At 68.3% G+C, this 26,009-nt stretch carries 23 protein-coding genes and 1 tRNA gene; 12 read left to right on the top strand and 12 right to left on the bottom strand.

All coding sequences use genetic code 11. The features are described from left to right. Positions 1–135 precede the first annotated feature (135 nt). Genes AB0M43_RS14455 through AB0M43_RS14440 form a run of 4 tightly spaced genes read right to left on the bottom strand, consistent with a single transcriptional unit; the run spans position 136 to position 5,598 of the window. Complete coding sequence (locus AB0M43_RS14455; protein ID WP_363724632.1) at positions 136–2,616, bottom strand: type IV secretion system DNA-binding domain-containing protein; 2,481 nt, start codon at positions 2,614–2,616, stop codon at positions 136–138. Continuing rightward, a complete protein-coding gene (locus tag AB0M43_RS14450; protein ID WP_363725743.1) occupies positions 2,613–4,403 on the bottom strand; it encodes a DUF87 domain-containing protein in 1,791 nt (596 codons plus the stop codon). Before AB0M43_RS14450 ends, AB0M43_RS14455 begins: the two co-directional genes overlap by 4 nt. Before the next feature lie 17 nt (positions 4,404–4,420). Next, complete coding sequence (locus AB0M43_RS14445; RefSeq protein ID WP_363724630.1) at positions 4,421–4,645, bottom strand: hypothetical protein; 225 nt, start codon at positions 4,643–4,645, stop codon at positions 4,421–4,423. Then, positions 4,642–5,598, bottom strand: a complete 957-nt coding sequence (locus AB0M43_RS14440) for a PrgI family protein (RefSeq protein ID WP_363724628.1) — start codon at positions 5,596–5,598, stop codon at positions 4,642–4,644. The genes AB0M43_RS14445 and AB0M43_RS14440 overlap by 4 nt, the downstream gene beginning before the upstream one ends. On the opposite strand from AB0M43_RS14440, the gene AB0M43_RS14435 reads away from it, so the two are divergent. Then, entirely contained in the window at positions 5,556–5,957 is a 402-nt protein-coding gene (locus tag AB0M43_RS14435) for a DUF5372 family protein (protein ID WP_363724626.1), read from the top strand. The genes AB0M43_RS14440 and AB0M43_RS14435 overlap by 43 nt on opposite strands. Further along, a complete protein-coding gene (locus AB0M43_RS14430) occupies positions 5,954–8,002 on the top strand; it encodes a recombinase family protein (protein ID WP_363724624.1) in 2,049 nt (682 codons plus the stop codon). The genes AB0M43_RS14435 and AB0M43_RS14430 overlap by 4 nt, the downstream gene beginning before the upstream one ends. Positions 8,003–8,046: 44 nt before the next feature. Here AB0M43_RS14430 and AB0M43_RS14425 read toward each other — a convergent pair whose 3' ends face one another. The 3 genes from AB0M43_RS14425 to AB0M43_RS14415 all read right to left on the bottom strand — a co-directional run bounded on the left by AB0M43_RS14425 (position 8,047) and on the right by AB0M43_RS14415 (position 10,813). Next, positions 8,047–8,958: a conjugal transfer protein TrbL family protein gene (locus AB0M43_RS14425; protein ID WP_363724622.1), complete on the bottom strand. Its 912-nt coding sequence runs from the start codon at positions 8,956–8,958 to the stop codon at positions 8,047–8,049. Positions 8,959–8,963: 5 nt separating this feature from the next. Beyond that, positions 8,964–9,326 carry a pilin gene (locus AB0M43_RS14420; protein WP_363724620.1) on the bottom strand — a complete coding sequence of 121 codons (363 nt, stop codon included), beginning with the start codon at positions 9,324–9,326 and terminating at the stop codon, positions 8,964–8,966. 536 nt (positions 9,327–9,862) lie between these two features. Next, positions 9,863–10,813, bottom strand: coding sequence for a hypothetical protein (locus AB0M43_RS14415; RefSeq protein WP_363724618.1), 951 nt, complete (start codon positions 10,811–10,813; stop codon positions 9,863–9,865). 492 nt (positions 10,814–11,305) lie between these two features. Here AB0M43_RS14415 and AB0M43_RS14410 point away from each other — a divergent pair, with 492 nt between their 5' ends. The 9 genes from AB0M43_RS14410 to AB0M43_RS14370 all read left to right on the top strand — a co-directional run bounded on the left by AB0M43_RS14410 (position 11,306) and on the right by AB0M43_RS14370 (position 18,673). Next, entirely contained in the window at positions 11,306–12,049 is a 744-nt protein-coding gene (locus AB0M43_RS14410) for a hypothetical protein (RefSeq protein ID WP_363724616.1), read from the top strand. Continuing rightward, entirely contained in the window at positions 12,042–12,944 is a 903-nt protein-coding gene (locus tag AB0M43_RS14405; protein ID WP_363724614.1) for a DNA methyltransferase, read from the top strand. Before AB0M43_RS14410 ends, AB0M43_RS14405 begins: the two co-directional genes overlap by 8 nt. Next, positions 12,941–13,396, top strand: a complete 456-nt coding sequence (locus AB0M43_RS14400) for a hypothetical protein (RefSeq protein WP_363724612.1) — start codon at positions 12,941–12,943, stop codon at positions 13,394–13,396. The genes AB0M43_RS14405 and AB0M43_RS14400 overlap by 4 nt, the downstream gene beginning before the upstream one ends. Positions 13,397–13,466: 70 nt before the next feature. Continuing rightward, positions 13,467–14,024 carry a DNA cytosine methyltransferase gene (locus tag AB0M43_RS14395; RefSeq protein ID WP_363724610.1) on the top strand — a complete coding sequence of 186 codons (558 nt, stop codon included), beginning with the start codon at positions 13,467–13,469 and terminating at the stop codon, positions 14,022–14,024. Positions 14,025–14,055: 31 nt separating this feature from the next. Beyond that, the gene (locus AB0M43_RS14390; protein WP_363724608.1) at positions 14,056–14,775 is read left to right on the top strand and encodes a hypothetical protein; all 720 of its coding nucleotides are present in this window, start codon (positions 14,056–14,058) and stop codon (positions 14,773–14,775) included. Positions 14,776–14,813: 38 nt separating this feature from the next. Then, on the top strand, positions 14,814–15,023 hold the full coding sequence (locus AB0M43_RS14385; RefSeq protein ID WP_363725741.1) for a DNA methyltransferase: 210 nt from the start codon (positions 14,814–14,816) through the stop codon (positions 15,021–15,023). A 214-nt stretch (positions 15,024–15,237) separates the two neighbouring features. Beyond that, positions 15,238–15,735, top strand: coding sequence for a VUT family protein (locus tag AB0M43_RS14380; protein WP_363724606.1), 498 nt, complete (start codon positions 15,238–15,240; stop codon positions 15,733–15,735). 13 nt (positions 15,736–15,748) lie between these two features. Next, positions 15,749–16,759, top strand: coding sequence for a hypothetical protein (locus AB0M43_RS14375; RefSeq protein WP_363724604.1), 1,011 nt, complete (start codon positions 15,749–15,751; stop codon positions 16,757–16,759). Positions 16,760–17,206: 447 nt separating this feature from the next. Then, the gene (locus AB0M43_RS14370) at positions 17,207–18,673 is read left to right on the top strand and encodes a tyrosine-type recombinase/integrase (RefSeq protein ID WP_363724603.1); all 1,467 of its coding nucleotides are present in this window, start codon (positions 17,207–17,209) and stop codon (positions 18,671–18,673) included. A gap of 167 nt (positions 18,674–18,840) precedes the next feature. Here AB0M43_RS14370 and AB0M43_RS14365 read toward each other — a convergent pair whose 3' ends face one another. Next, the gene (locus AB0M43_RS14365) at positions 18,841–21,480 is read right to left on the bottom strand and encodes a PHP domain-containing protein (protein ID WP_363724601.1); all 2,640 of its coding nucleotides are present in this window, start codon (positions 21,478–21,480) and stop codon (positions 18,841–18,843) included. Positions 21,481–22,219: 739 nt separating this feature from the next. On the opposite strand from AB0M43_RS14365, the gene AB0M43_RS14360 reads away from it, so the two are divergent. After that, positions 22,220–22,657, top strand: coding sequence for a hypothetical protein (locus AB0M43_RS14360; protein ID WP_363724600.1), 438 nt, complete (start codon positions 22,220–22,222; stop codon positions 22,655–22,657). 79 nt (positions 22,658–22,736) lie between these two features. On the opposite strand, the gene AB0M43_RS14355 is transcribed toward AB0M43_RS14360, so the two are convergent. The 4 genes from AB0M43_RS14355 to AB0M43_RS14340 all read right to left on the bottom strand — a co-directional run. Then, positions 22,737–23,306: a hypothetical protein gene (locus tag AB0M43_RS14355; RefSeq protein WP_363724599.1), complete on the bottom strand. Its 570-nt coding sequence runs from the start codon at positions 23,304–23,306 to the stop codon at positions 22,737–22,739. Between the two features lie 766 nt (positions 23,307–24,072). After that, positions 24,073–24,144, bottom strand: a tRNA-Lys gene (locus AB0M43_RS14350). A gap of 560 nt (positions 24,145–24,704) precedes the next feature. Beyond that, entirely contained in the window at positions 24,705–25,028 is a 324-nt protein-coding gene (locus AB0M43_RS14345; RefSeq protein WP_363724597.1) for a hypothetical protein, read from the bottom strand. A 561-nt stretch (positions 25,029–25,589) separates the two neighbouring features. After that, positions 25,590–26,009 (bottom strand): PPC domain-containing protein (locus tag AB0M43_RS14340; protein WP_363724595.1); only part of this gene is annotated, 420 nt, incomplete at its 5' end.

Genomic DNA, 26,009 nt, shown 5'->3' with positions numbered 1-26,009 from the left:
TGGCCCCTGTCTGTGGGTCGTTCAGCTCCTGGGCTGATGGGGCAGGCGGTTACCGCCGGTTCTGCGGCCTGGGTCTGTGATGCCTTGACCAGCCGAAGCGAAGGTAAGGGGCGGGTTTTGAGGGCGCAACCTGGCCTAGTTCACCGTTTCGGCGTCGTCGGCCTCCGACCTGCCCTTGGCCGCCTCGGCGAGCAAACGGTCGGCCTCGCGGGTGGCGGCTGCGGCGACCTGGCGGATGTGGGCGGTCGCGCCGACAGGTTCCTTCGGTGGGAGCGTTTTGATCGTGAACGCCGGCTCTTGGCGGCCGTCGACCACCAGCCGGGCCACGGCGGTGTAGGCGTCGAGGTGCGCCAGGTCGTGGTTGTCGAGTTCCGGCTCGACGTGCTGCGCGAGGGTCTTGGCGTCCTCCGGGGCCACCGTGAAGTAGATCTTGTTGCGGGCGTTGGCGGAGACCGCCGACAGCAGCTCGGACGGGAACTGTGCGAGGTCCTGGTGCGCCAGCACCAGCGACAGCCGGTACTTGCGGGCCTCGGCGAGCATGTCGCCGATGCCTCCGGCGAGGGTGAGGAAGTTCTGGGCCTCGTCGAGATAGACGCTGCAGTCACGGCGCTGATCCGGCGGGACGTCAGCGCGCGCCGTGGCAGCCTGCCACACCTTCGCCAGGATCAGTGACCCCAGCAGCCGGGATGTGTCCAACCCGAGCGTGCCCTTGGGGAGTCGGGCGATGAGCACGCCGCCGTCGAGGACGTCGGCCATGGAGAACGACGACTGTGCGCTCGATGTGGTGGCCTTGACGAAGTCGCGCAGCAGGAATGATCGCAACCGGGCCAGGACCGGGCCGATGATCTGGGCCCGCAGGCTGTCGGGCATCCCGTCGTACCACTCCCAGAAGCCGCCGAGACCGGCGTCGTCGTTGAGGGAAGCGGTGAACGGGGCACGGAACGTCTGCTTGTTCAACAGCGGTGGGATCAGCTGCAACGTGGCGTTGGGGTGCTTCAGCAGCGTCAGGCACGCCACCCGCATCACGTCGTCCATGCGGGGTCCCCACCCCTTGGCGAAGATGGCTCCGAAGATCGAAACGATGTTGTCGACGGTCAGATCGTCATCGCCGTCACCCTCCGCCGTGAGGACCGTTTGCAGCGGGTTGAGGCGCGGCGGGTCCGGTTGCAGCGGGTCGAAGAGGATGACCTTGTGTGCCAGTTCGGCGGGGATGCGGTCAAGGACGTCGAGGGACAGGTCGCCGTGCGGGTCGATGAGGACGGTGCCGCGACCGGCCTTGATGTCGTCGACGATCATGTTCGCCAGCAGAGTCGTCTTGCCGGAACCGGTCGTTCCGACCATGTGCACGTGGTAGCGGGCATCGGCCGGAGCGAGTGACACCGCACGGCCGTCGATCTCGGATTTGCCGAGGGTCTTGCCCCTGCCGCCGCCCAGCACCGAGATCGGGGCTGGAGCGGACTTCGCGCGCGCCCGGTTGAGGCCGGCCACCGCGATGTCAGACGGCAGCCCGGCCAGGGCCGCCAGTTCCGGAGTGCTGGTCAAGAACCCGGCGCCCAGCCGGCGGGCCGCGAGCGTCGCGGCTGGGGAGTACATGCGTGCTCGGCGGCCGAGGCTGTTGCGGGCGGTGTAGACGCCGAACGCCGAGGCGATGCCGTCGCTGATCCCTCGCAACCGGCCGCGGGCCGCAGGTTTGGTCTGGCGCGGGTCGGCGGCGACGCCGTAGCGCACCGCGGTTTCCCACAGCGGGACGGCCGTGACCTTGTCCATGATGGCCTTCACGTCCCGCTGGGCGAACGGGTCCGGGCGCGCCTTGACGGCCGCGCCCGCCGATGGCGTCTTACCGGGCAGGAACAACTCCATGATCCACAACAAGGGGGCGGCGGGATTGAGGTGCGGCACAGCGGTCTTGCCCGCGCGGAGCCGGCCGGCGGCCCGCCCCGCCCGGCGGATACGGCGGGGCCGGGCGGGGCGGGCGAGGATCTGGACGGCGGCGTGCTCGCCGTCGTGCAGGCCCGTGCCGGCGGCGAACACCGCGCGCAGCGGGTCGATGTCGTGTCCGCTGGCCAGCGGTAGCCATTCGGCGGCCGTGGGCAGCAGGTGCCCACCGGCGGCGGCCGGGGCGGCCGGCAGCGGGTCGGCGGGTTGATCGCTGGTGGTGCACGACGCGCTCGGCCATGCGCCGCGTACGGCCCGTTCGACGATGCCGGGCGGGATGGTGCCGGGCACCCAGATGGAGATGGTCAGCTGCCGTCCGGCCCAGGCGTACTGCCACACCAGGTGCGGTGTGCCGTAGAGCAGCCGCTTCCAGCGCGACGGGGTCAGAATGCCGGCGAGGTTGGCCCACAACGCGCGGGCTACGGCCAGGTCCACGTCCGGGGGTGTGGCGATGGTGACCTGTGTGGCCCCGGCGGCGTGGTGGCGGTGCCGTTGGGTGGCGATCAGGTTCCGGGCTGCGACGATCGCGAACAGTGCCGCGATGGCGATTGCCGCGAGCCAGGGGCGGTCGATGACCCAGCGGGTGGTGTCTTCGAGGTGGGAGTACAGCCGTGCCCCCGGTTCGGGAGCCGGGGGCACGGGCGTCGGAGTGGGATCGGGTGGTCGGGCGAGGGGTGTCATAGGAGGTCTTCTTCGTCGAGGAGGTCGGCGGGGTTGGTGGTCGCGAGGCGGTGTTCGGCCGGGGAGGCGACGCACTCGAATCGGGTGCGGTGCGAGCCGGACAGCAGTAGTCCCTGGCCCCGTGGGGCCGCGAGGAGCAGTCGCTTCTCCCCTGTGGTGAGGCCGAAGGCTTCGCCGATGGCGTCGATGGCCTGTGGGGCCTGGCGCAGCAGGATCTGTGTGGCGGCGTTGGCGACGACGGCTTGTCCGAGGTCGGAGCCGAGGACGTCTGCGGCGTCCTGGGTGATGACGCACAGTCCGGCGCCGCGTTTGCGGGAGGCTTTGGCCATCCGGTACAGGAACGTGGCGCCGGCTTCCTGGCGCATGAGCAGCCACGCCTCGTCGACCACGACCAGGCGGCGGACGGAGGGCTGTCTGGCGGCTGTGCCGGTGCGGGGTTGGTCGACGGTCCGCCAGATGTGGTCGAGCGCGAGGAGAGTGCCGACGCCGCGGATCTCATCGGGCAGGTGCCGCAGGGACCACACGACGAGGTGTCCGTCGGGGCGGTGGGTGGTCTGCCCGTCGAACAGGTCCTTGAACGAGCCGATGACCCACGGCGCGAGCCGTGCCGCCAGTGCTGAGGCCGCCGGATCGGTGTCGGCGTCGAGGGCCTCGGTCAGGTCGGCGAGCAGCGGTGCCTGGCGGTGATGGGTGGTCGGGTCCGTGGTGATGCCGGCCTGGCGGTACACCTGCAGGATCGCCCGGTCGAGGGCGGCGCGTTCGGCCGGCGGTGGCTGCGTGCCGAGCAGCACCGCGATCAGGGTGTGCAGGAACAGGCCCCGGCGCGTGAGTACGTCCGGGCGGGTGTCGCCCGCGGGCAGGTCGAACGGGTTGATGCGCACTCCGGCCGCGCCGAGGCGCACGACGGTGCCGCCGACCGCGCCGGCCAGGCGCAGGTACTCGTCTTCGGGGTCGATGACCGCGACCTGCACCCGCGCGTACAAGGACCGCAGGATCTCGGTCTTCACGAAGTACGACTTGCCGGCTCCACTGCGGGCGAGCACGACGGAGTTGTGGTTCTCAGCAGCCCACCGGTCCCACCAGATCACGCCCTGGGAGTCCGGGTTGATGCCGTAGAGCACCCCGCCGGTCTGTGCGGGTTCTCCCGGCAGCGGGGCGGGGAGGTCCGGGCCGGCCAGGGGGAAGCTCGCGGCGAGGGCGGCGGTGTCCAGGGTTCGGGTCATGCCGAGGCTGTCGGCTGCCAGGGGCAGGGTGGTCGTCCAGCCCTGCAGTTGGCGCCAGGTGGCCGGCTGCAGCTCGAGGAGGGTGGAGGCGGCGGCGGCTTTGACCTGGGCGCAGGCGGCGAGGAGTTCGGGTTCGGATTTGGCGTGCACGGTCAGATAGAGGCCGACCTTGAACAGCTTGGCCTCGCCGCGGGCCAGCCTTCCGGCGAGGTCGCCGGCGTCGTCGGCTGCGGCCTCGACGTAGGGGTCGGCGAGTTTGCCGGCCTGGTTGTCCGCCCGGCGGGACGATTCCAGCTTCGCCCGTTGGGTCTTGAGCCGCGATGCCGCGACCGGCACCGGCACGGGGTCGATGTGCAGGGACAGGTCCAGGCGGCCGGGCCAGGCCAGGAGCGGCTCGAGCCACGCGGCGCCGACCTCGGCCGGGTAGCCGGTGACGATGAGCGTGGCGGCGTAGCCGTCGCCGAGGCGCAGCCACCGGGGCCCGACCTCCACGGACGCCGGGGCGACGGCGGAGGCCAGGTCCGCTCTGTCGCCTGCGGCCGTGGAAGGTCGCCGCCGCAGCACCCGGTCCAGGACGGAGGTCACCGCCGGTCCCGCAGACGAGGCTGGCCGGTCCGGTCGTCCCGCGATCGGGCGGGGGATTCGGTGACGTACCGCAGCGCGGGTGTGCCGGCGGGGCGGGTGTAGGTCTCCCCTGCCAGGGCTTCGTCACGGCTGGCGGGGTTGCGTCCGCCCGGGGCGCGGGACATCAGGTCGCCGAAGTCGGCGTGGTCGGCGGGACGGGTGAGGGTGCGGTAGGTGTTCATGGGAGGTTCTGCTTTCCGGAAGAGGTGATGGTCTGGCCGGGCGCGGCCAGGCCGCCGTGGCGCGGCGGCCGGTAGGGGTCCGCGGCTGCGGCCAGGGCTGCGGTGGCACCGGCGCCGTCGAGGACCCGGGTGGTGACGCCGAGGGCTGAAAGGGCCCGGGCGGTGTCGTCGGCGCGGCGGCGGGCGGCGTGCTCGCCGGTGTCGGCGCCGAGGGTCCGGCAGGTGATGAGGACCTGCCTGCGGAGCGGATCGCGGTGCGCGGCCAGCTCGGCGAGGAACTCCGCGTGGTCGGCGCAGGCGGTCGCCAGTGCCGGGTGGGGCAGGTCGTCGGCGCCGTCGGCGAGGACGGCGGCGTGGCTGGCCAGGTCCACCGGCTGCGCGGACACGGTGATCTGCACCGGCGCGTTGAGGGAGTTGAGCCAGCGGCCGAAGGCGTCGACGGAGGCGTGCTGCTCGCCCTGGCTGCGCAGTCCCAGGTTCAGGCTGGTCGCCGCGACGATCCCGGAGGTGGTGCCGCCGAGGTGGATCTGGCCGTCGCGGTCGATGGCCTCGGCGGGCAGCTTCAGCGGCGCGGGCAGCGCGATCTTGGTGTCTCCACGGTCCACCCAGTCGGGGACGTCGGCGGTGTGACCGGCTCCGGCGGAGGCCAGTGCCCGCGGTGTGCGGGAGTGGCGCAGGCCGCCGAGCAGCCACACGTCGAGAGGCAGGCCGTCGCGGCGGCCGACGGCGAGGCCGAAGGTGACGCCGCCGATTACGATGGCGGCGGCCAGCAGGACGGGCATCGGTGCGACGGTGTGCAGGGCCTGCCAGCCGACGTAGATGATGGTTCCGGCCACGGCCAGGATCGCCATCTGCCGAAACGTCAGCCCGTAGAGGATCTTGTCGGGGGCGTCGATGTCGGCGGGAATCCGTGCTCTATAGGGCCCGTCAGTCCCGTCGTTATTCGGACTCATTGGTAATCACTCATCCGTTTCATCCATTGAACGGTCAGCGCCTTGCGGTACTGATCACGGTGCAGAAGCGCACCGGTCTGGTTTTCGTGTGTGAGGTCGAGGGGAGGCGGCGGGTCACGGTGCGCCAGGAGTGGACCGATCGAGGTGCGCCGGCGGTGCCGGAGCGGCTTGCTGCCGATGGGCTGGCTGCGGCCAGGGCGTTGGTCGACGCGCTCGCGACCGGCGAGGCAGTGGTGCATGACGTGGCTCCTGAGGGAGTTTGTGAGGCGGAGGCGCGTGGTCAGCTGGAACAGCCGGCAGGCGGTGATGGTGGTGGCGAACATGCTGGAATCGCTGCTGCGCGGGGCGGCGGGCGGTGAACCCGACCTCGAAGATCACGTCGTCGCACCTTTCTCGGCTGGCGATCGTGTATCTGCGGCAGTCGACGATGGCGCAGGTGCGGGAGAACCCGGAGTCGACGCTGCGCCAGTACGGGCTGGCGTCGACGGCGGCCGAGTTGGGTTGGCCGTCCGAGCAGATCGTGGTGATCGACGCCGACCTGGGTGTGTCCGGCCGGTTCGGTTCAGAACGCGACGGGTTCCGCGAGATTGTGTCCCGGATCTGTCTGGGCGAGGTCGGCGCGGTGTTCGGCCTGGAGGTGTCGCGGTTCGGCCGATCGAACGCCGACTTGACCCGGTTGATGGAGCTGGCCCGGTTGACCGACACGGTGCTTGTCGACGCCGATGGCGTCTACGACCTGGGCAACGTCAACGACCGAATCCTGCTCGGCCTCAAGGGCCAGATGAGCGAGGTCGAGCTGCACTTTCTGATGGGCCGGCTGCATGGCGCGAAGCTGGCCGCGGCCCACCGGGGTGAGTTGCGCGGGCCGTTGTCGGTCGGGTTCGTCTATGACGACGAGGGCTTCGTTGTGAAGGATCCCGACCAGCAGGTGGCGGGAGCTGTGGCGGATCTGTTCGCGGAGTTCGCCCGCACCGGTTCGGCGCTCGGCGTGATGAAGGCGTTCGCCGACGCCGGCCGGCAGTTCCCCCAGCGGGCCTGGGGCGGAGTCTGGGCGGGGAAGCTCAAGTGGGGCCGCCTGACCCATGCCCGGGTGTTGCAGGCGTTGAAGAACCCGGCATACGCCGGCGCGTACACCTTCGGCCGGTCCAGTGACGTGCGCCGGGTCCAACCCGATGGGACGGTGCGCAGCTCGCGGCGTAAACGCGCCCGTGAGGACTGGACCGTGACGATCCAGGACCACCACGAGGGCTACATCTGCTGGCAGGAGTACCTCGACATCGAGGCCAAGCTCGCCGCCAACAACACCAGGAAGGGCGCCCGCCCGGTCCGCGAGGGCACCGCCCTGTGTCAGGGCATCATCATGTGCGGCGCGTGCGGAGGACGCATCGGCACCCGCTACGACCGAGCCGACAGCAAGGTCACCTACTCCTGCCAGATCAAGGACGCCCAACGCACCCAGAAGTGCCGCACCGTCGCAGCGACCACCGTCGACGACGCGGTCAGTGACCTGTTCCTGGCCACGATCACGCCCGAACAGATCGCCGCAGCGATCGCCGTCGCCGACGAGGTCACCGACCGTCACGCCAGCACTCACCGTGCCGCCGAACTCGCGGTCGACCGGGCCCGCTACGAGGCCGACCGCGCCGAGCGGTCCTTCGTCAACGTCGAGCCCGAGAACCGGCTCGTCGCCAGAACTCTGGAGACCCGGTGGGAGGCCAAACTCGCCGAGCTGGTCGAAGCCGAAGCGGCCCTGGCGACCGCGAAGGCCGCCAAGCCGCCCCTGCCCGAACGTGGCGCCCTGCAGGCCCTCGCCGCAGATCTGCCGCAGCTGTGGGACAGCCCGACGACCAGCCACCGCGACCGAAAACGCCTGCTACGCACCCAGATCGCCGACGTCACCCTCCTACCGGAGACCGACCGTGAACAGGTCCGCATCGGCGTGCGCTGGCACACCGGCGCCACGGACGAGATCACCGTCGCCCGGCGAGGCCCGGGACGCACACCGGTCGCGGTCGTGAACATGGTCCGCGAACTCGGCGCGACACTCACCAGCCGACAACTCGCCGAGCAACTCAACGCCGCAGGACTCGTTACAGGAAAGGGAAAGTCCTTCACCGCCACCAACGTCGCCCAGGTCCGCGACGCCTACAAGATCTGGGCCCCACGCACCCTCGCCATCGCCGACGGCGAGATCAGCGTCCGACACGCAGCCGAGCTCCTGGGCATCCCAGCCGACGCCGTCTACAACTGGCTCAGGCTCGGGCAGGTGCCCGCCCGCCAAGGCCCCTCCGGCCGCTGGTGCATCCCCTGGGACAACCACACGCAGCAGATTTACCGGGACAAGGTCGCCAACTCGTTCAGGCTCAAACCAACCCAACAACCACACGCCGGAGAGGCAGTATGAAGCGCCCGTCGGGACCTTTGCCCGGACAGGGGTGTCGTCGCGGTTCATGGCCTTACCGCCCGCAGGATTCTTCCGGCGCCGGGCACGAGCCGGGTGACCTGATCGACGGTCGCGATCCTGACGAGGGTGACGATCGGGTTGGACCTGGCGCCTGCGGCCTGGCCGGCGAACTTGGCGACCATGCCGGGGATGCGCACGGTCATCCATAAGACGACCATGACGATGAACAGCTGGAGGATGTCGCCGCCGGGAAGTCCGTAGGCGGCGAGCATGTTGGAGGGGTCCTCGAGCATCCACTGCCCGGTGGTCAGGCATAGCCCTTGCAGGACGGGGATGGCCAGGCAGGCGGTGAACTGCCGCCACCACAGCCGCGCGAGCCCGTCGGTTGCCGGGAGCGCGTGGCAGGCCATGGCCAGCGGCGCGAGGATCGCCATGACCAGCAGGCCCGCGAACCGCATGATCATCTGGAAGGTCGTCGCCGCCAGGAGGATGACGATGACGCAGGCGATGAGGACGGCCAGCAGCGCGGTGGTTGGGTCCTTGGACGCGGCGACGATGTGCGAGCGCATCGCGTCGGTCGCGCCCTTGTTGAGCGGCGTGCTCGTCAGCGCGGCGGTGAGTGCGTTGGCGACCTCGATGGCCTTGGCGATGAGCACCTGGGAGAAGTGCGCGCCGATGAACCCGACGACGAGCCGGGGGGCGAGGTCTTTGATCTGGTAGCGGGAGCGTTCCGAGCCGCCGGAGACCATGGTCAGTGTTCCGGCGGCGAGGAACGCGAGGACGAAGATGGAGTCGACGACCCACACGGAGTGGGTTGTCAGTCCGATCACCTGGGGCAGGGTGGTGACGTCCGGGCTGATCAGAAGGCTGCCGGTGATCAGCCCGATCAGCCCGTCGAATGCGCCGAGCATCATCGTGGTGAGCCAGTCGAGGATGCCGTTCATGAGCCAGCCCATGACGATCAGCTCACGAAACCCTTGACGATCTGCAGGAACACAGGCGCCAGAAGCGCGACCGCGAACCCGACCAGCGCGTTGCGGAACGCGCCCTTGGCGCGCTCGACCTGGCCGGGGTCGCCGCCGGCGGTGGCCCACAGGACGCCGCCGTAGATCAGGAACAGGGTGACGACGGCGCCGAGGATGCCGAGCACCCAGGTCTGGATGTTGGAGATGACGGTGGGCAGGTCCTTGGCCGCCAGGTACACCGTCGAGGGGTCGTCGGCGGACGCGACGGCGGGAATGGCGACGGCCACCGCAGTGGCGGTGGCCGTCAGGAGGGCGGTACGGAGGATGGCCCGGCGGAGCCGGGAGGAGACAGGGAACATGGGGTGTCCTTCACGCCCCGCCGGTCGGCGGGGCTGGCGCGTGCGGTCTGGGGACCGCCGCGCGGGACGGGAAGCGTCGTCGAGGGGGACCCGGGCGCGAAGCCGGTCCTCCCGTTCTCAGGTGGTGTGTGATGTGGTGTCAGCGCATCGTGTGCGGCAAAACGACCGGGGTGCTCGACGAGAGCGGCCCGCCCCGTGGTGCGGCGGGCGGACCGCCACGGCCGTGTTCGTCGTGGTTGATCCGCACCAGAACAAGCGGGCCGCGTGAGAGCTGGCGAACGCACCGCTGCTCTCTCAACCTCTCTCGGCGGTGCGGCGCGGTGCTCTCTCACCGGTGACCGAGGCTGTGAGAGCGGTCCCGAACCGGTCGCTGCGTGCTCTCACAGTGCGCGGTCGCGCTGTGAGAGGGGCAGCCTGCATGCGGCCGGCTGGTCCGAGTTCGGCCAGCGGCAGCCTGGCAATACGGCGGAGTGCCGCGACGAAGAAGTGCCCCGGTCGGCGCGGATCGCGCCGACCGGGGCCGGGGTGGTGCGGGGTCAGGCGGCCAGCGCCCACATCGGGCCGGGCGCGGCGACCCGGCGGCGTCTGGCAGGTGCGGTGCCGGCAGCCGCGCGGCCGGCGCGCCTTTTTGGGGCCTGGCCTTGGGCGCGGGCGGCGACGGAGACGGCGAGTTCGCTGGTGAGGAGGCCGTCTTCGATCGCGGCGGCGATGCGGGTGTCGGCGCGGGCGAGGCGCATGCGCAGCGCGTCGAAGTTCTCGGCGCGTTCGGCGGCCAGCAGCGCCAGGGTCTTGCCGGCCAGCCTGGAGTCGATCCACACGTCCACGTCGTCGTGGTCGACGATGCCGAGCGCTGCGGCGCGGTGCACGAGCAGGTCGGTGTGCCCGAACGGCTCGCGCGGCGCGCAGGAGGCGGGCTTGGACCCGTCAGACGTTTGAGTGATCTCCGGGACGGGGATCTCGACGTCCTCACCCAGGCGAAACGCTCGTCCGGCGCGCCAGGCCGCCCAGCACAACTTCACGAACAGTGCCGGGCGCTCGACCTCCAGATCCCGGCTGGTGAGTGCGGAGAGGAAGCCGACGAGGATCTCGTTGGCGATGTCGGCCGGCTCGCCGCGGTAGCCGTCGGCGTAGTACCGGGCGCTTCGCACGAGCGCGGGCATCGCCAGGCCCACGGCGCCGGTGGTCCAGCCCTGCTCGCCGGCCCGGGCGCGGACGGTGACCTCGCGCCAGACGATGTCGCGCGCCAGGTACGCCTTGGGGTGCTCGAGCAGCCAGTCGCGAAGCTCGGCCAGTGACCGGGTGCCGCGTGGGAGGACACCGAGGTCGAGGCGTCGTCGGGTGGTCAGGGTGTCGCAGTCGAGGGTGAGGACCGGGCGCGGTGCGATGGTCAGGTGCCCGAAGACGCGCTCGGCGATGCGAAGGTGCGACTCGGAGATCCTTCTCCAGCTGGGCGCGACGGAGGACTGGGACTGGGCGGTACTGGTCACGGCGAACTCCTGAAAAGAGGCGGCGGCACCGCTGACCGGGTGCCGGTTCGCGGTCCAGAGGAGCAGCTGGCTCTCTCAGCGCTCTAACAGTGCAGGTCAGGGGCGGATTAAGCCCGTGCTGGGCCGGAGCAGGGGGCCTGGGTCTAGATTCTCCCCTTTGAAGATCAACATGGGCTTGACCTGCACTGTTAGAGCTTCCAGCCTCACAGCCCACACAGGGTGAGACCTTGAGGCACATAGGCCGACGGTGCCCGCTGGCCCGTCAGCGCGGCTCTCACGCCCTCTTCCAGCGCTCTCACGTGAGAGAGCATTTCCCGCATTTCGGGTGAACGGGCCGTTCCCTGGCCGACCGGGGACTGTGAGAGCAGCCGGGCGGAGGCCGAGAGAGGTCGAGCGAGGCTGAGAGAGCGGAGGTGCGTTCGCCACCTCTCACGAAGCCCGCTTGTTCTTTCGTCAGCACATCACGGCGTGCGGCTCGAAGCCGACACACCTATGAACGCACCCCATCCCCCCGGCGCGCAGCCCACGAGCGCCGACCTGCTCGACGTCGTGCCCGGTGTCCCGCAGGTCCCGCTCACCGTCTGGCGCACCCCACGCACCCACACGGACCCCGCCGACTCGCACATCCCGGCGCACCTGGCCACCCGGCTCGTCAAGGCCTACTCGGCTCCGGGCGATCAGGTCATAGACCTCACCGACGGCATCGTCCTGGCGGCGCCGGCGGCCACCGGCGGTCGGGCACACCACGCCGCCCGGTTCACCGACACCACCTACCTGTCCATCTCCCCCCACGCCACAGCGATGATCGGCGCGGCCCAGAGCAGTGCCGTCGGCACCGGTCGCGCCGCGCTGATGGTCGCGGCCTGGCCACTGGCCGCCGACCCCGTCGCCGGCGAGCTGCGCCGGGCGTGGCTGCTCGCCTCGGCGAGCAAGCTCCTGCGACCGGGTGGCTGCCTGGTGCTGATCGCAGCGACCGCCCCCGGTGCCGTCCCGGTGCCCGAGGACTTCACGCCGGTCGTCGCCGCCGCCAGCGGCGCCCGCCTCGGCTACCTCCAGCACATCGTCGCCGTCTCCGCACCCGCAGTCGGCGACGAGTTCGTCTACGTCACCGACGACCCGCCGCCCGGCCCGGTGCCGCGGCAACACGACCCGAACGACATGCCGTTTCAGCCGGTGCACGCCTCCGTGCACGCGGACCTGTTCGTCTTCACACGCGTCGGAGACGACCATGTCTGAGCCGACCAAGACCTACGGCTCCGACGAGCGGGCACCGCTGTCGGTGTGGGCGACCGCCCAGCGCACCGGCCCCGCCCAGCGCAAGGGCCGCTACGTGCCCGAGTCCGTCGCCCACCCGGCACGGATGCTTCCCGACATCGCCGCGCACGCGATCAGCGCCTACACGTCTGCGGGCGACATCGTGCTCGACCCGATGTGCGGGATCGGCACCACCCTCGTGGAGGCCATGCACCTCGGACGCGACGCGATCGGGGTGGAGTACGAGGCGCAGTGGGCCGCCATCGCCGACCTCAACGTCCGCCACACCCAGCAGTCTGGCGCCACAGGCCGGGGCATGGTGGCGCGCGGCGACGGCACCCAGCTCACCGGCATTCTGCCCCGGCATCTGCACGGTCAGGTGTCCCTGGTGGTGACCTCGCCGCCGTACGGGCCGACCGTGCACGGACACGTCCGGCCCGGCAAGGACGGCATCACCAAGTCGGTGGCCACCTACGGCGACCGCGACGCCGACCGCGGCAACCTCGCGCATGCCAGCCAGGGTGAGCTGATCGACAAGTTCACCCACATCTTGGGCGGCTGCCGGGTGCTGCTCAAGCCCGGCGGGATCGTGGTCGTCACTGCGCGGCCGTTCCGCAAGCGCGGGCTGCTGGTCGACCTTCCGAGCGCGGTGTTCGCCGCCGGTATCGAGGCCGGGTTCGCCCCGCTCGAACGGTGTGTGACCCTACTCGGCGGCGTCCGTGACGGCCAGATCATCGCGCGACCGAGCTTCTTCCAGCTCCAGTCCGTGCGCAAAGCGCGCTCGGCGGGGATCCCTCTGCACCTGATCGTGCACGAGGACGTCCTCTGCCTGGTGAAGCCGCTCGACGACACAACCGGCGACGAGGTGACCCGATGACGGCCCCCACATCGCGACGGATCGTGCGCGTGACGCACCGCCAGGTGCGTGACTTCGCCACCACCTGCGACCGAGCCCCGGCCCGGCTGGGCCGCCGACGGTTCCACCTGGGCGTGCTCGGAATCGACCGTGAGCTGCTCGCGGTCGCCGTGTGCGGAGTCCCGGCCGACCCGGAGTTCGACGACGGCGTCACTTTGCAGGCCAGCGTCATCGGTGAAGCGAGCCTTCGTGCCCGGACGCTGCTGCTGGTCGCCGTGTGGGAATGGGCCCGCCAGCTCGGCTACCGCCGGTTCGTGGTCAACGGCGACGAGCACGACCTCCCGGGCGACGGCCTGGTCGTCCTCGTGGAGTTCGCCGCCCGACGCGGTGGACGGCGGTGGCGACGCGGCACCGACGGCGAACGCCTGGCCGGCAGGCTCCGGCCGCCGCCGATGGCCAGGACCTGCCTGTGACCACGCCGCAGGTTGCGCCCGCGATCCGGGTTTTGAGTCTGGGCGCCGGGGTCCAGAGCGGTGAGGTGGCGTGAACGGTGGCCACACTTCCGCGCCGGGACCCCGCGTCGGGTCGCTTTGCTCCGGCTTCGGCGGGCTCGACCTCGCGGTCGAAGTCGTCCTCGGAGGCCGGCTCGCCTGGTACGCCGAGACCGACCCAGCAGCGAGCCGGGTCATGGCCGAGCACTGGCCCGGCGTCGTCAACCACGGCGACATCCGGGCCCTCGACTGGACGCGGCTCGAGAACGTCGACGTCGTCACGGCCGGGTTCCCGTGCCAGGACATCTCTAATGCCGGACGACGTGCCGGCATCACCGGGCCCAGTTCCAGCCTGTGGAGCGTCATCGCCGACGGCGTTCGCGTCCTTCGACCGCCGCTCGTCTTCGTGGAAAACGTCGCCGCACTCCGCAGGAGGGGCCTCGACGTCGTCCTCGCCGACCTGGCCGCGCTCGGGTACGACACGAGCTGGCTCAGCCTACGAGCATCCGACCTCGGCGCCGCCCACCGCCGCGATCGGATGTTCCTGCTCGCCACCCAGCCAGGGCGACCCGCTGGTGACGCTGCCGACGCCGTGCGCCCGCGACGGTAAAGGCCCGGGCCACCAACGGACCCTGCCCAACGTGCTCGAAGGCAGCCTGCTGCCGACGCCCCGGGCCCGTGACGGCAAGGGCGCTGACCACAACCCGAGAGGAGGAAATCTCGAACACGTACTCGCACTGGCGCTGCTGCCGACCCCGCGGGCCAGCGACACCGGCACCGCCGGACGCGCCGCCGGGTCCGGCTTCCGCCCGCCACTGTCACAGGTCGTGCTCCCCCTCGCCTTGCTGCCGACCCCGACGGCGGTCGCCTACGGCACCAATCAGTCGCCCTCCCCTGGAGCGGCGATCCGACCGAGCCTCAACGTTTTGGTCGGAGACCTTCTGCCGACCCCTCGGGCTACGGACGGAACGAAAGGGTGCCCGGGTCAGCGCGGCTCGTCGGGGGATCTGACCCTGCCGTCGGCGGCCGTGCGCATCCGACCGGGCCCTACCTGGCACTTCGAGGAGGGCCTCGCTGTCGGCGGACTCGAACGGTGGGGCGCCTACGCCCCGGCGGTCGCACGCTGGGCACAGCTCGTGGGCCGCCCCGCGCCGGAACCGACCCAGCCCGGCACCCACGGCAAACCCGTCCTCGCCCCACCCCTGGTCGAGTGGATGATGGGATTGCCGGCCGGCTGGGTCACCGGCCTGGACCTGCCGCGCACCGTCGCGTTGCGGATCCTCGGCAACGGGGTCGTCCCCCAGCAGGCAGTCGCCGCCTTACACATCCTGCTGTGCCGACACCAAGGGTTGCGGCCGTGACCTCCAGCAACGTGTGGCCGCAGCCGACTCGGCCTTAGCTGCCGCGTACGTCGCCGCCGGCCTGGGCGACCTGCCGTTGCGGGCCATCCGCTGCCTGCCGCCCTGACGGCCTGGTCCTCGACCCGTTCGGCGGAGCAGGGATCACGGGAGTAGCCGCGCTGCGCCTCGGCCGCCGTTGCTCCGGGACCGACATCGATCCCGGCTGCCACCAGCAGGTACTCACCCGCCTGTCTCCACACCTGGCCTGACCGGCCTCCCACCGGCGCTCCGCCGGCCCGCCAACGCGCGGGCCGGCGGAGCGCCGTTTTCCGTTCGTCACTCTCGAAGGACTCCGATGTGATTCCAGAACTCCTCCCCCACCAACCCCCGACCGACTTGTCCACAGAGTTATCCACAGGCTTCGCCGGGCGGGGCGGCGACTACATGGCCCCGCCTCGCCGGCCGCGCCGACGGTTCGTCACGGTGGCAGTCGCCCTGTTCATCGCCTCCGCCGTCGCCGCGAACACGCTGACCTCCCTGTTCGGGCTCGTGCCCGCCGGGTTCGGCCTGGTGTGCACGGCCGGGACCTGGGCCGCCGGCCTGGTGCTGCTGCTGCGCGACTGGGTCGACGACCTTGCCGGCCGCCGCGCGGTCCTCGGCTGCGTCGCGGCCGGCGCGATCGCCTCGGCGATGACCGCCGGCCCCAGACTCGCGGTCGCCTCCGCAGCGGCGTTCGCCGTCTCCGAACTGGCGGACTGGGCGGTCTACCAGCCGCTGCGCCGACGCGGCTGGGCGAAGGCCGTGCTGGCCTCCGGCGTCCTCGGCACGCTGGTAGACACCGCCGTGTTCCTCACCGTCGCCGGGCTCGCGGTGCTGCCGGCGCTGCCCGGTCAGATGCTGGCCAAGACCACCGCCACCCTCGCAGTCGTCATCGCGGTCGTGATCGCCCGTGCTGTACTACGCCACCGCCAGCGGACCTAGAGTCCGCGCGGCCATGGCCGCCGGCCGGCTGGGCATGATCTGCACCCCAGCTGGCGGCGGATCACCGCGCCCCGGAGTCCGCTGGTGCGCCGACAACGCGGTGTTCGTCGACGGCTACCCCGGCGACGCGAAGTACCTGGCCTGGCTGCGGCGCCTCGCCCAGCGCGCCGACCCGAACCTGGCGGCGTTCGCCACCGCCCCCGACGTCGTGTGCCGGGCCGCGGAGACGCTCGCGCGGTCCGAGCCGATGCTCGACCCGATCCGCGCCGCCGGCTACCCGGTGGCACTGGTCGCCCAGGACGGTCTCGAAGACCTCGACGTTCCGTGGACCGGAATCGACGCCCTGTTCCTCGGAGGCAGCACCGACTGGAAGCTCGGTCCCGCCGCCGCCCACCTGGCCGCCGAAGCACGTAGCCGAGGCCTGTGGGTGCACATGGGCCGCGTCAACTCCCACCGCCGCCTGGCCCACGCCGACCACATCGGCTGCCACTCCGCCGACGGCACCTACCTGCGGTTCGGCCCCGACCTAAACCTCCCCAACCTCCTGCACTGGCTCGACCAACTCGAGCCCGAGCAGCATGTCGACCCGCCCCCGGAGTCCAAAATGCCCACCCGCCCCACACCATCCACACCCACCGCCCACCAGAAGGTCGCCGCGTTCGCCGCCGCCGTCGTCGAACGCTCCACCCGCGGCTACGACCTACAACCCGCCGACTGGGCGTCGGCCGCCGAGCCCACCGACATCCCCGACCTCGACGACATCCTCACCGCCGCACCCCGCATCGCCGCCCACCCCGGAACCTCCCGGGTCGGACGGACGTTCCGGGGCGTCCCGCTGGTCGTCGTCCTGTCCGGGCCCGGCTTCACGATCGCGTTTCGACCCCAACCATCCGGCGCAGCGCCGATCCTGCTCGGCACCGACACCGACGGGCCCGTATGCCTGAACCCCGGCCAACGCGCCGACGACATCGCCGCAGCCCAGCAGGCCGTCCTGCGCGTCCTGAGCATCCCCGCTTCCCGCTGACACTTCCGTCTCGGCTCGGCCTCGCCGTCCCTCGGCCTGGCCGGGCCCTTCCCATGAACCAGGAACCCCTCCCATGCCCCGACGCTCCGCCACCTCGCGCCCCGCCGACACCAGCGGGGCTTCTTCGTCTTCTGCCCCGTGGACCCCCGAACGCATCCGCGACCTCGGCGCCGTGTGCTCGCTGCCCACCGCCGCACAGATCCTGCAGATCTCCGTGTCCCTGGCCTACCAGCTCGCCGAGCGTGGGACCTTCCCCGTCCCCGTCATCCAAGTCGGCACCCGATACCGCGTCCCGATACCGCCACTCCTCGCGGCACTCGGCCTGACCGCCAGCGCGCAGGACCCCGATTCGGTCGCCGACTTGATCATTCGGCGAAGTGCTGCGTCCATGCCAGTCGACAAATCCGCTGGTCCCGACACCGGGGCCACGACGCTGGGAGGCGACGAATGACCGCCGAAGGATCGCTGTACAAACGCTGCGGCTGCAAGGACCGCGCCGGCAAACGACTCGGAACCCGTTGCCCGGACCTGAAACGCGCCAACGGGACCTGGAGCGCGCACCACGGCAAGTGGGGCTACCAGATCGAACTCCCACTGCTCGGCGGTAAACGCCGCCCACCGCTCCAGCGCAGCGGATTCGCGCTCCGTGAGGACGCCGCCGACCAGCTCAGCCGCATCAAGACGCTCCTCGGGCTCGCCAACGGCGAGCCCGAGGTCGCCGCCCAGATCGCCGACATGCTCAAGAACGCCTCGGCGGGCATCCCGCTGCCCGAACGCGATGAGGTCGCCCGGCGGGTGAAGGCCGGAGTTTCGCCTACCTCAGCGGTCCTCACGGGCGACTACTTGAACTCCTGGCTGATCAGCCGCAAGATCGACGCCAACACCAAGGTCGCCTACGGCGGGCACATCCGCAACCACATCAACCCGAACATCAGCCACGTGCCCCTCGACAAGCTGCGGGTCACCCACCTCGAGACGATGTTCGCCGCGATCGAAGAACGCAACGCCGAGATCCTCGCCGCACGCGAAAGCCCCGACCCTATGGTCCGGGCCAGCGTGCGCGGGAAGAAGCCCACCGGACCGAACACCATGATCCGGATCAAGGCGACGCTCCGCAAAGCCCTCAACGACGCCATCCGCAAACACCGCCTGATCGAGTTCAACCCGGCATCCCACGTCGAGATCGAACCCGCCGTCGCCGCCAAACCCCGCATCTGGACGGCGGCAGCCGTCAAGCGCTGGAAGGCCACCGGCGAGAAGCCCAGCCCGGTGATGGTGTGGACCCCGGAGCAGGCCGGCGAATTCCTCGACTACGCCGAGCAGCACGACATCCTGTTCTACCCGATGTACGCGCTCATCCTGAGGCGCGGACTCCGGCGCGGCGAGGTCACCGGACTCCAAGACCACCAGGTCGACCTCGACACGGCACAGATGACCATCTCCCACCAGCTCACCACCCACGGCTACACGGCCGTCTACAAGAAGGTCAAAACCCAGGCCGGAGACCGCTACCTCAGCCTCGACATCGACTCCGTCGCAGACATGCGCGCCTACAAAGCACGGCGGGCGCGCTGGCGGCTGGTCAGCGGCGAGGCGTGGGCGGACTCCGAGTACTTCTTCGTCAAACCTGACGGCGAGCCGTGGCACCCCGAACTCGTGTCGGAACGGTTCGACAAACTCGTCATCGCCTGCGGACTGCCACCCATCCGACTGCACGACGCCCGCCACTGCGCGGCGACGTTCATGCACGCCGCCGGCGCGGACATGAAGACGATCTCAGTGACCCTCGGACACTCCACCATCCAGATCACCGCCGACATCTACACATCCCTGCTACTCGAAGTCGACCAGACGGTCGCCGAAGCCTCTGCGGCCCTCCTCGCCCGCAACCGCAACCCCCGACGCGAGGCATAGGGCCACTGCTATCGGGACATCCCGGTCCTGCGAACCAAGCGGGACTGCCAGACCAGGCCCCACGACTGCTTCGAGGTGGCATACCTGCCAACGTGACGGCCGGTCGACTACCCAGGTCAGGGCATCCGCGACAGATGGGTGCCCTGACCTGCCGTGCAGCGCTCGAACTAGTTGACGGACCCGGCGAGCTTTGTCGTTCGGCGTTTGAACGGTGCCGGTCCACCCTCCAGGTGATAGAGAGTGAGGGCATTGAGATCATGACGCTCTAGCGAACCACTTGCCTCGATGTGTCCATGCGTAGCGTCAGAGTTGAGGGTGATGATCATCTCCGCGTCAGCCGACACCACCAGGCCCGGGCTGCGAGTCGCGAAGATGTACTGCCTACCGCCGCGCAGCTCGCGCAACTTGTCCACCAGATGCTCTTCGATCCAGGGTGCATGAAGCGCGTCCTCGGGCTGATCGATGATCAGGGGCTGACCACCATCGGCCATCGCGAGGATCAGGATCGCCGTGCACTTCTGCCCGTGCGCCAGACGCTCGATAGGCACGTACTCTCGTGACCTGTCCTTCCGGAACTCGATCGACAGAGCATCGGGCAAGTCGATCGCTTGCAGGGCCAGGAAGGCGGTTTCAAGATTGTGATCGCTTATCCAGTCGAAAAGCTTCTCCACGTGCTTGATGTCCACTCCCGTCGCCTTACTCACACCAGCCGGATCTGACTCCAAATACGAACCGACCATTCTCAGTGGAGATGAAGCGCCACACAACGTGTGCAGGAAGTCGGTGCGCAGATGCGATCCTTTCGCCAGTTCGGTGAGCCTGTTTTTGTACGCCTCATCGTCGACTTCCTTTTCCAACTTCATCCGCACGACGTTCGCAGTAAGCTTGTTCAGGTCTTTGATCCGTCGCTCGCGAAGAGCGCTCCGCTTGCGTCGAATGATGACGAGCTCGCCGAGTAGTCGGTCCCTTACGTCTAGGAGACGAGTCAGTGTCGGCACGACCTGGGTTAGCTGACGCTCCACATCGTCGTCGAGCTTAGCCTTGGTCGCTTGGAGCTCCCCGAGGCGCTTGCGCAGCGCGGGCAGGCCCTTGCCATCGGTGTCAATCTTCTGAAGGTCGGCGAGGAACTGGCGATCAAACTGGGCGCTGCGGTTCTTCCACTCGACAGAGATGGCCGCCAGTTCATCCCGAGCTACGTCATACGCAGTTTCGAATAGACCGTTCGCGGTTGCCGCCTGGCTACGAAGCGCCTCGTACGCACTCGATGCCCGGGTGTACAAGTCCTTGTTGGACTCGTTGTCGACGGGGTGACTGAAGGAGCCCACGACCGTCTTTACCGGCGTCGTTTTCAGGTCATTGGTGTTGCCGAGGTTGCTGAACCGAGTCTTCTCGCGAGCCCATTTCTGCTGAGCTTTGATCATATCCGTGTCGAAGAAGGTCGCCAGTTCGTCAAGCTTGCTGGTGATTTCCGGCAGTACTTTGAGTCCTTCTTCGATCGCTTTGTTCGCCGACCGGAGTCGGATGACTTCCGCCGCGTTGTCGGCGAGCTCACCGATCAGCGTCGTCTCTGCAGAAGTCAGCTCGACAAGATCCAGTGCATCGTCGACAAGAGCCATCCGCCCCACGGGCGCACGGGCGTATTCGATCACCTCGCCTTGCGAAAATGCCCGAATAGGAATCAGCCCATCTTCTAGGTCGCTCGCGCCGTCAGCGCCAACCACCTCCGCAGCGGGTGATGAGTTTCCAGAGTAGACACGGCGAACGGTGTAAGTCGCCGCACCGCGGCGGATAGACAGTTCAACGGTCGCATTGTCACCGAGCGCGTACTTCAAGCGCGAGTCAACGTCTCGTCTGACCTGGGCAAAGGCCGAGACATCCGCTTGCTGGTTGAGGGCGAATCGGATGAGTTCGATCGCGAGCGATTTTCCGGCACCGGTTCCTCCGACCAGACAGTTCAGATCTGAAGAGAACTCGAAGGTCTGTCCGTGGAGAAAGCCTCCGGTGACGGTTACGGTGTGGATGAACATCTGGGGCGAGTCGCTCGGCTGCTCAAGCCGCACGCGGAGGGAGGGGTCCTCGAACGCGTGGCGCAGGCCTTGCAGGTCGGGCCGCGATGCCTTGATCCAGGTACGCCGATTGCCGATGCCCGCGAGAATGTGCGAACTCTGGCCAGGCAGTGTGACGTCGGACCCGCGGACACACGCGAGGTCTCGCCCCTTCTTGAGGGACCTCTGGATCTTGCCTTGGGTGTCCAAGTCGACGATTTCGACGGCAGCCAGCGCAAGGTCGAGCAACGTTTCGCTTCGATGGGCGCTGACGGGGATCTTCAGTAGCCCCTTTTCCCGGTCGACGTGGGCGGCGATGGCGATCCCACCGTGGCTGCTGATGATCCTCGCGGCATGGAGGATTCCTCCTGCCGTACAGACGTTCAGGTCGCCGTGGTCAATGCGTCGCACGCCAAGGTCAATGAGGACATCGGCGAGTTGGGAAGAAGGAGTTCCCTCTTCCCAAATTCCCAGCACGTGTCCCTGATTGGTGCTGATCTCCATGCCCGGCAGCACGACTAAGCCTCGACCGGCGGCGGCGAGGGCGACCCGATCACACCAGTCCGCCGTATTGTGGTCGGTGATCGCAATCGCGTGCAGGCCTGCGTCAATCGCGGCCTGGACGACTTCTTCGGGAGTGCTCGCTCCATACCGCTGCACCTGGACGTCGCGGGACGCGGGTGTATGGACATGAAGGTCGACAGCCCAGAAGGACGCGGGACCGTGGTGATTCGTGCGGTCCGGCTTGGCGGCAGATGCCATGTACGTGATCTCTCAATGTGTGTGGGTGGTCACACGGAGAACACAACATCGACAACCCTGCGCTACTGGGCGGTAACGGGAAGTTGAGCTTGGAATTCGATCCCGTCTCGCATAGTCTTCGGGCTGACTTGTCCGGGGTGAGCGCCAACTCTCCCGGACTGCGGTGTTCCCCGTGAAGGCCACAGGTCAACGTGTATGACGGCGCGGATGAGCCTTAGCTCATCCGCGCCGTCGGCGTCTGAGCCCTGAGGCCACTGGCCCGACGAGGACCTTAGACCCTTGAAGTGACCGTGCGCAACTACACTCTTGTTGACAACCAATCAGCAGATAGATCAAACTTGCTGTAGAGACAGAATTTCAGCTCGCGTGCAGAACTTGTGTCTCTCCCGCAATTTTTGCCAGTTCGCTCAGGGGTACGATCATGGATGGCTCTACAGACAGTGACAGGGCCGATGCGGCGGACGCCGACGGGCGCTCGCGCCGAGCCAGAGGCATCGATACGTGGTCGGGAAGCCTCACACGGCAGATAGGCCATGAATTACGACACTGGCGTCGCCAACGGAAGCTAACGACACAGAAGCTCTCCGACGCTACGGAGGCCCTCGGGCAACGTGTGCCGCCTTCAGTACTGACCAACCTGGAACATGAGCGCCGTGACTACATAAGTGTCGCTGAACTCTTACTCATCGCCGCTGCCCTGAATATTCCCCCGGTTCTCCTGATCGCTCCGGTGGGCCGCGTGGAGATGGTCGAGCCCCTGCCGGAGACCGAAATATCACCATGGCGCACTCGAGGCTGGTTCATGGGAGCTATTCCGCCAGTATTCGAGGGCTTCGGGCTAGAACAGTGGAATGACGCCACGACTGCGATTAAGCTTTACGACACCCATCGCCTACTGGTACGTAGCTACCAGGAAGCCGTCCATCGCCTTAAAGAACTCGATGACGACCGGATGGACATATACCCGGACCGACAGTGGCCAGAGGCCACGTTGGACCGAAGGAGGCACTTCCGTAGCGCCGTTCTTGGGCAACTCGCCACGTTTCTCGAGCAACTTCGGACGCATCGTCGCGCGATCGCCGAAATGGGCCTTACTCTGCCCGCCCTTGCCGCCGAGGTGGAAGCCGACTTAAACAATCAGCACTATCACCCAGGTCCTTACACAGACGGTCGATAGAATGCAACTGGTGGTGTCGCCTGTATTGGCAGTGCGGTGTGGACGGTGGGTGCCGGGGCCGCCGCGCAGGTCATCGGGTCTAGCTGTTGGTCGCACCGAAGGCGGAGTACAACAGGGCCGCAAGCAAGAAGTGTCCGTAACACACGACTGTCAGGGCTGCTGCCGAAACGCCGGCCAGGCAACCCGCGCCCTCGGCGTACTGTGAGTTCGGTGCGAGCCTGGCAGAGAAGCGCTCATCGAGTGCAATGTAAGAGAATACGCCGATGGCGATCGGGCCCAGAAAGGCGAGAGCCAGGCAGAGCAGAGACGCGACAATCTTGATGAGCGCCGCAAAGCCCGAGTCCTCGTCTGTCATAGTCAGCCAGGTGGTGAGAAAGAAGGAGTCGGCCATCACCATCAGCACCACGATGGAGATGTTCATCGACAACGCGCCTCCAGCGTCGCGTTCCCTTACCGCCGCTGCTGGTTGATATGCGCTCTGGTGCGCCATCGGGTTTGCGGCAGCGGATCGGGAAGCCGGCGTGGGGGGTGGCTGTGCTGTGGCGAAGTTGGTCACCCACGACTCGATGACCACCCCTAGTCCGTAGGCGAGAAAGCTCGCCGGTGCCAGCATCGAATTCTTGAACAAAAAGAACAGGTACAGCGCCAAGCCCGCCACGATGAGCCTGATCCAAAATCGGGGTGAACCCATACGGCGAGCGTATGGACGAACGACGAAGATCGATACCAGCTGTCGGGTTGGACGCGAATAGCCGGAAGGTCATCGCACATAGCCACCCGGCTCCACACGGTGACGGAGGGGCCGATCGACACCGAAGCGCTTTCGCCACCTACCCTCGAGTGGACACCGCTTTGCCTCTGCGGCTACGCCTGCGTCACGTGGAGTCGCCGGCCGCCGGCAGGTCCAGGCCCGGCCTGGCTATTGACCGCAGCAAAATGCAAGCAGCCCGAACCCCCGGCCTGATGCCGGAGGCCGTGTTGGGATCAGCCAACAGGGTAGGCGATACACCGCATCACATCCCACCCGGAGGCCCATGTGTCTCACGGTCGACGCCTGGCTCGATACGAAGACGTCGTCGGACTTGCGACCAAAGCTAGCGGGATGAAAGCGTCCCCGACCGACGGCCATGTCACCAATCGCGGCGACCTCGACCATGTCGCGAAGATCCACTCCGCCATCGCCACGGACGCCATCAGTTCGGCTACCAGGCTCGCGACCCCGTGTTGCGCGCTCAATCGCCCGCGCTTCTCACCGCCGGTACCAGAACAAGCTGCCACCGATGCACCGAGGGACTAGCAAGAAGGGCTCCAGGCTCGAACCGACCCCTCGAATGCGGGAGGCGAATCGGAGGAAACGGCGTAACAAATATAGATGACCATCTTCCGATGTTCGTCTATATTGCCTGCTCAGAGGGTGGGCCGCCAGGGGGTCGAACCCTGAACCCACGGATTAAAAGTCCGTTGCTCTGCCATTGAGCTAGCGGCCCCTCACGTACTCTGACCTGCGATTATACGGGTCAGCGCGGTGACTCTATACCACAAAGGACGCCTGTGGTACCTCCGAATCACCTCGCCTGTCCAGGTTCAGGTTGTCACCCCGAACCTCACGGGTCAGCGTTCACGCCATCAGATCATAGCCGTAGCCGCATAGTCGCCGTCGAAGGCTGTCGCCGCCTCCGCCACGAGGACCTAGCGGCTTAGATACTGAGCGCAGCGCTGGGGCGGCAAGTGCCGCATTAATGTCAAATTGGCCTCTTTTACGGAGTGTTAGACAACCCACGCCATGGGGCGGGCGTCGCGTCGCGAACCTTGTTCACCTGGCCAGCTGGACCTCGACCCCACCCGCCCAGGTCGACGGGGTCGTAGTGAGCCCCCCACTCGCCCTGCAGTGGGCATGGGCGCTGAGGACTAGCAGGCAGACGGAGGCGGTCAGGCACCAGAGGGCGAGGTAGACGTGCAGGGCGAGACGGTCGCAGTCCGGGCCGTGCGCACTGGAGAGCCGCAGCAGAATGTTCTACCCCATTGTCGCCGAGTTCACGAGGGGTGATCAGGCCGGAATCAGCGCGTCTACTACGTGCAGTGACCATCGGCCGGCGGTGTTAGCCGAGATCTGGTATTCGGTGCCAGGGCACAAGATCAGATTGGAGCCGCCGTGGTCGGGTATCGCCGTTGCCGGAGAGTCGATTCGTACTAGCCTGTAGGCGCGGTGCGGGTGAAACCATGCGGCACCGGCCACCTCCCAATCCCTTCCCTCGTGGCGTAGGCGATAGGTCTCCCCTCGGGTCATCCAGTAGACGTAGGATCCGCCGCAGAGCAGGCGCAGGCTAGCGATCCGGTAGCGTTCCCCGTAGCAGAATGTATCGATGATCATGGCTTGGTCCTCGGGTCGGGGCTTCCCGAACAGTGTCACCCGCATCCCGTCCGTGTGGGCATATCAACGGGCATAGCCCGAGGCGATGGATCGTGCGATCCGGCATCTGCGGGCTATGCACTCGCCGGCACAGGCGGTGCGTACCGCAGCTGGCTGGCTCGGGATTTCACGTCGCAGTCAATCGCGGGCCCTTGCCTCATCGAACACCTGATTGAGGGAGAGCGGTTGCTGAACCGTAGGCACTGCGTTCACGGCCCGCCCCGCAGGGCGGTTCGGGCTCGTCAGCGACGTTCATGAGAACTTGGCTCGAGGATGCCCGATCTGCTCTTGTCCCCGTTTGGGGCGCTCGATGCTGTCGGGGATGGGCCGGAGGGCCCACACCCGTCGCCTGCCGCTGTTTGTCCCCTCAGTGCGGCGGGTTCTTGGTGTGGGCCCTCGTTGCGGGCGCTTGGACCGGGGAGCCGGTGGAGCCTTCGCGCCCGCTGTCGGCGTGCCCCTGTGATTGCCGGTGGGCGGCCCGACAGGGCGTCCCAGGTCGACGGGTGGGGCTTAGCGGATCTTCTAGTACTCGGTCTTGACGGTGACTCCCGCGCAGGTGGTCGTGGCGTACAGGCTGATGTAGTTGTAGCCGGCTACCGGGTTGGTGATGGTGAGGGTCTCGGCGTTGCCGGTACCGGTGGAGCGGCTGGTGTAGCTGCTGGTGGTGGCCCAGGTGCTGGGGCTGTAGTACAGGTCGCAGTTGCCGGTTCCGCCGGTGGTGGTGATGCGCAGCTGGGTGACGCCGGCGGGCAGGTAGATGTAGAGGTAGTCGTAGTTGCCGGCGGTCGCCGACCGGTTGCTGCGTTGGCAGTTCTTGCCGAGGGTGCGCACGTCGCTGCCGGTGCACTCCGGGACGGTGCCTCCGCCGGTGGCGACGGCGACCGTCTGGGTGGTGGTGCCGGTGGCGCCCTTGTTGTCGGTGACGGTGAGCCGCACGGTGTA

It is taken from the genome of Longispora sp. NPDC051575 (assembly GCF_040681875.1).
Taxonomy (GTDB): Bacteria; Actinomycetota; Actinomycetes; order Mycobacteriales; family Micromonosporaceae; genus Longispora.
Note: the sequence above shows the minus strand (reverse complement) of the source record. Positions and strands in the feature narration are given on the sequence as shown.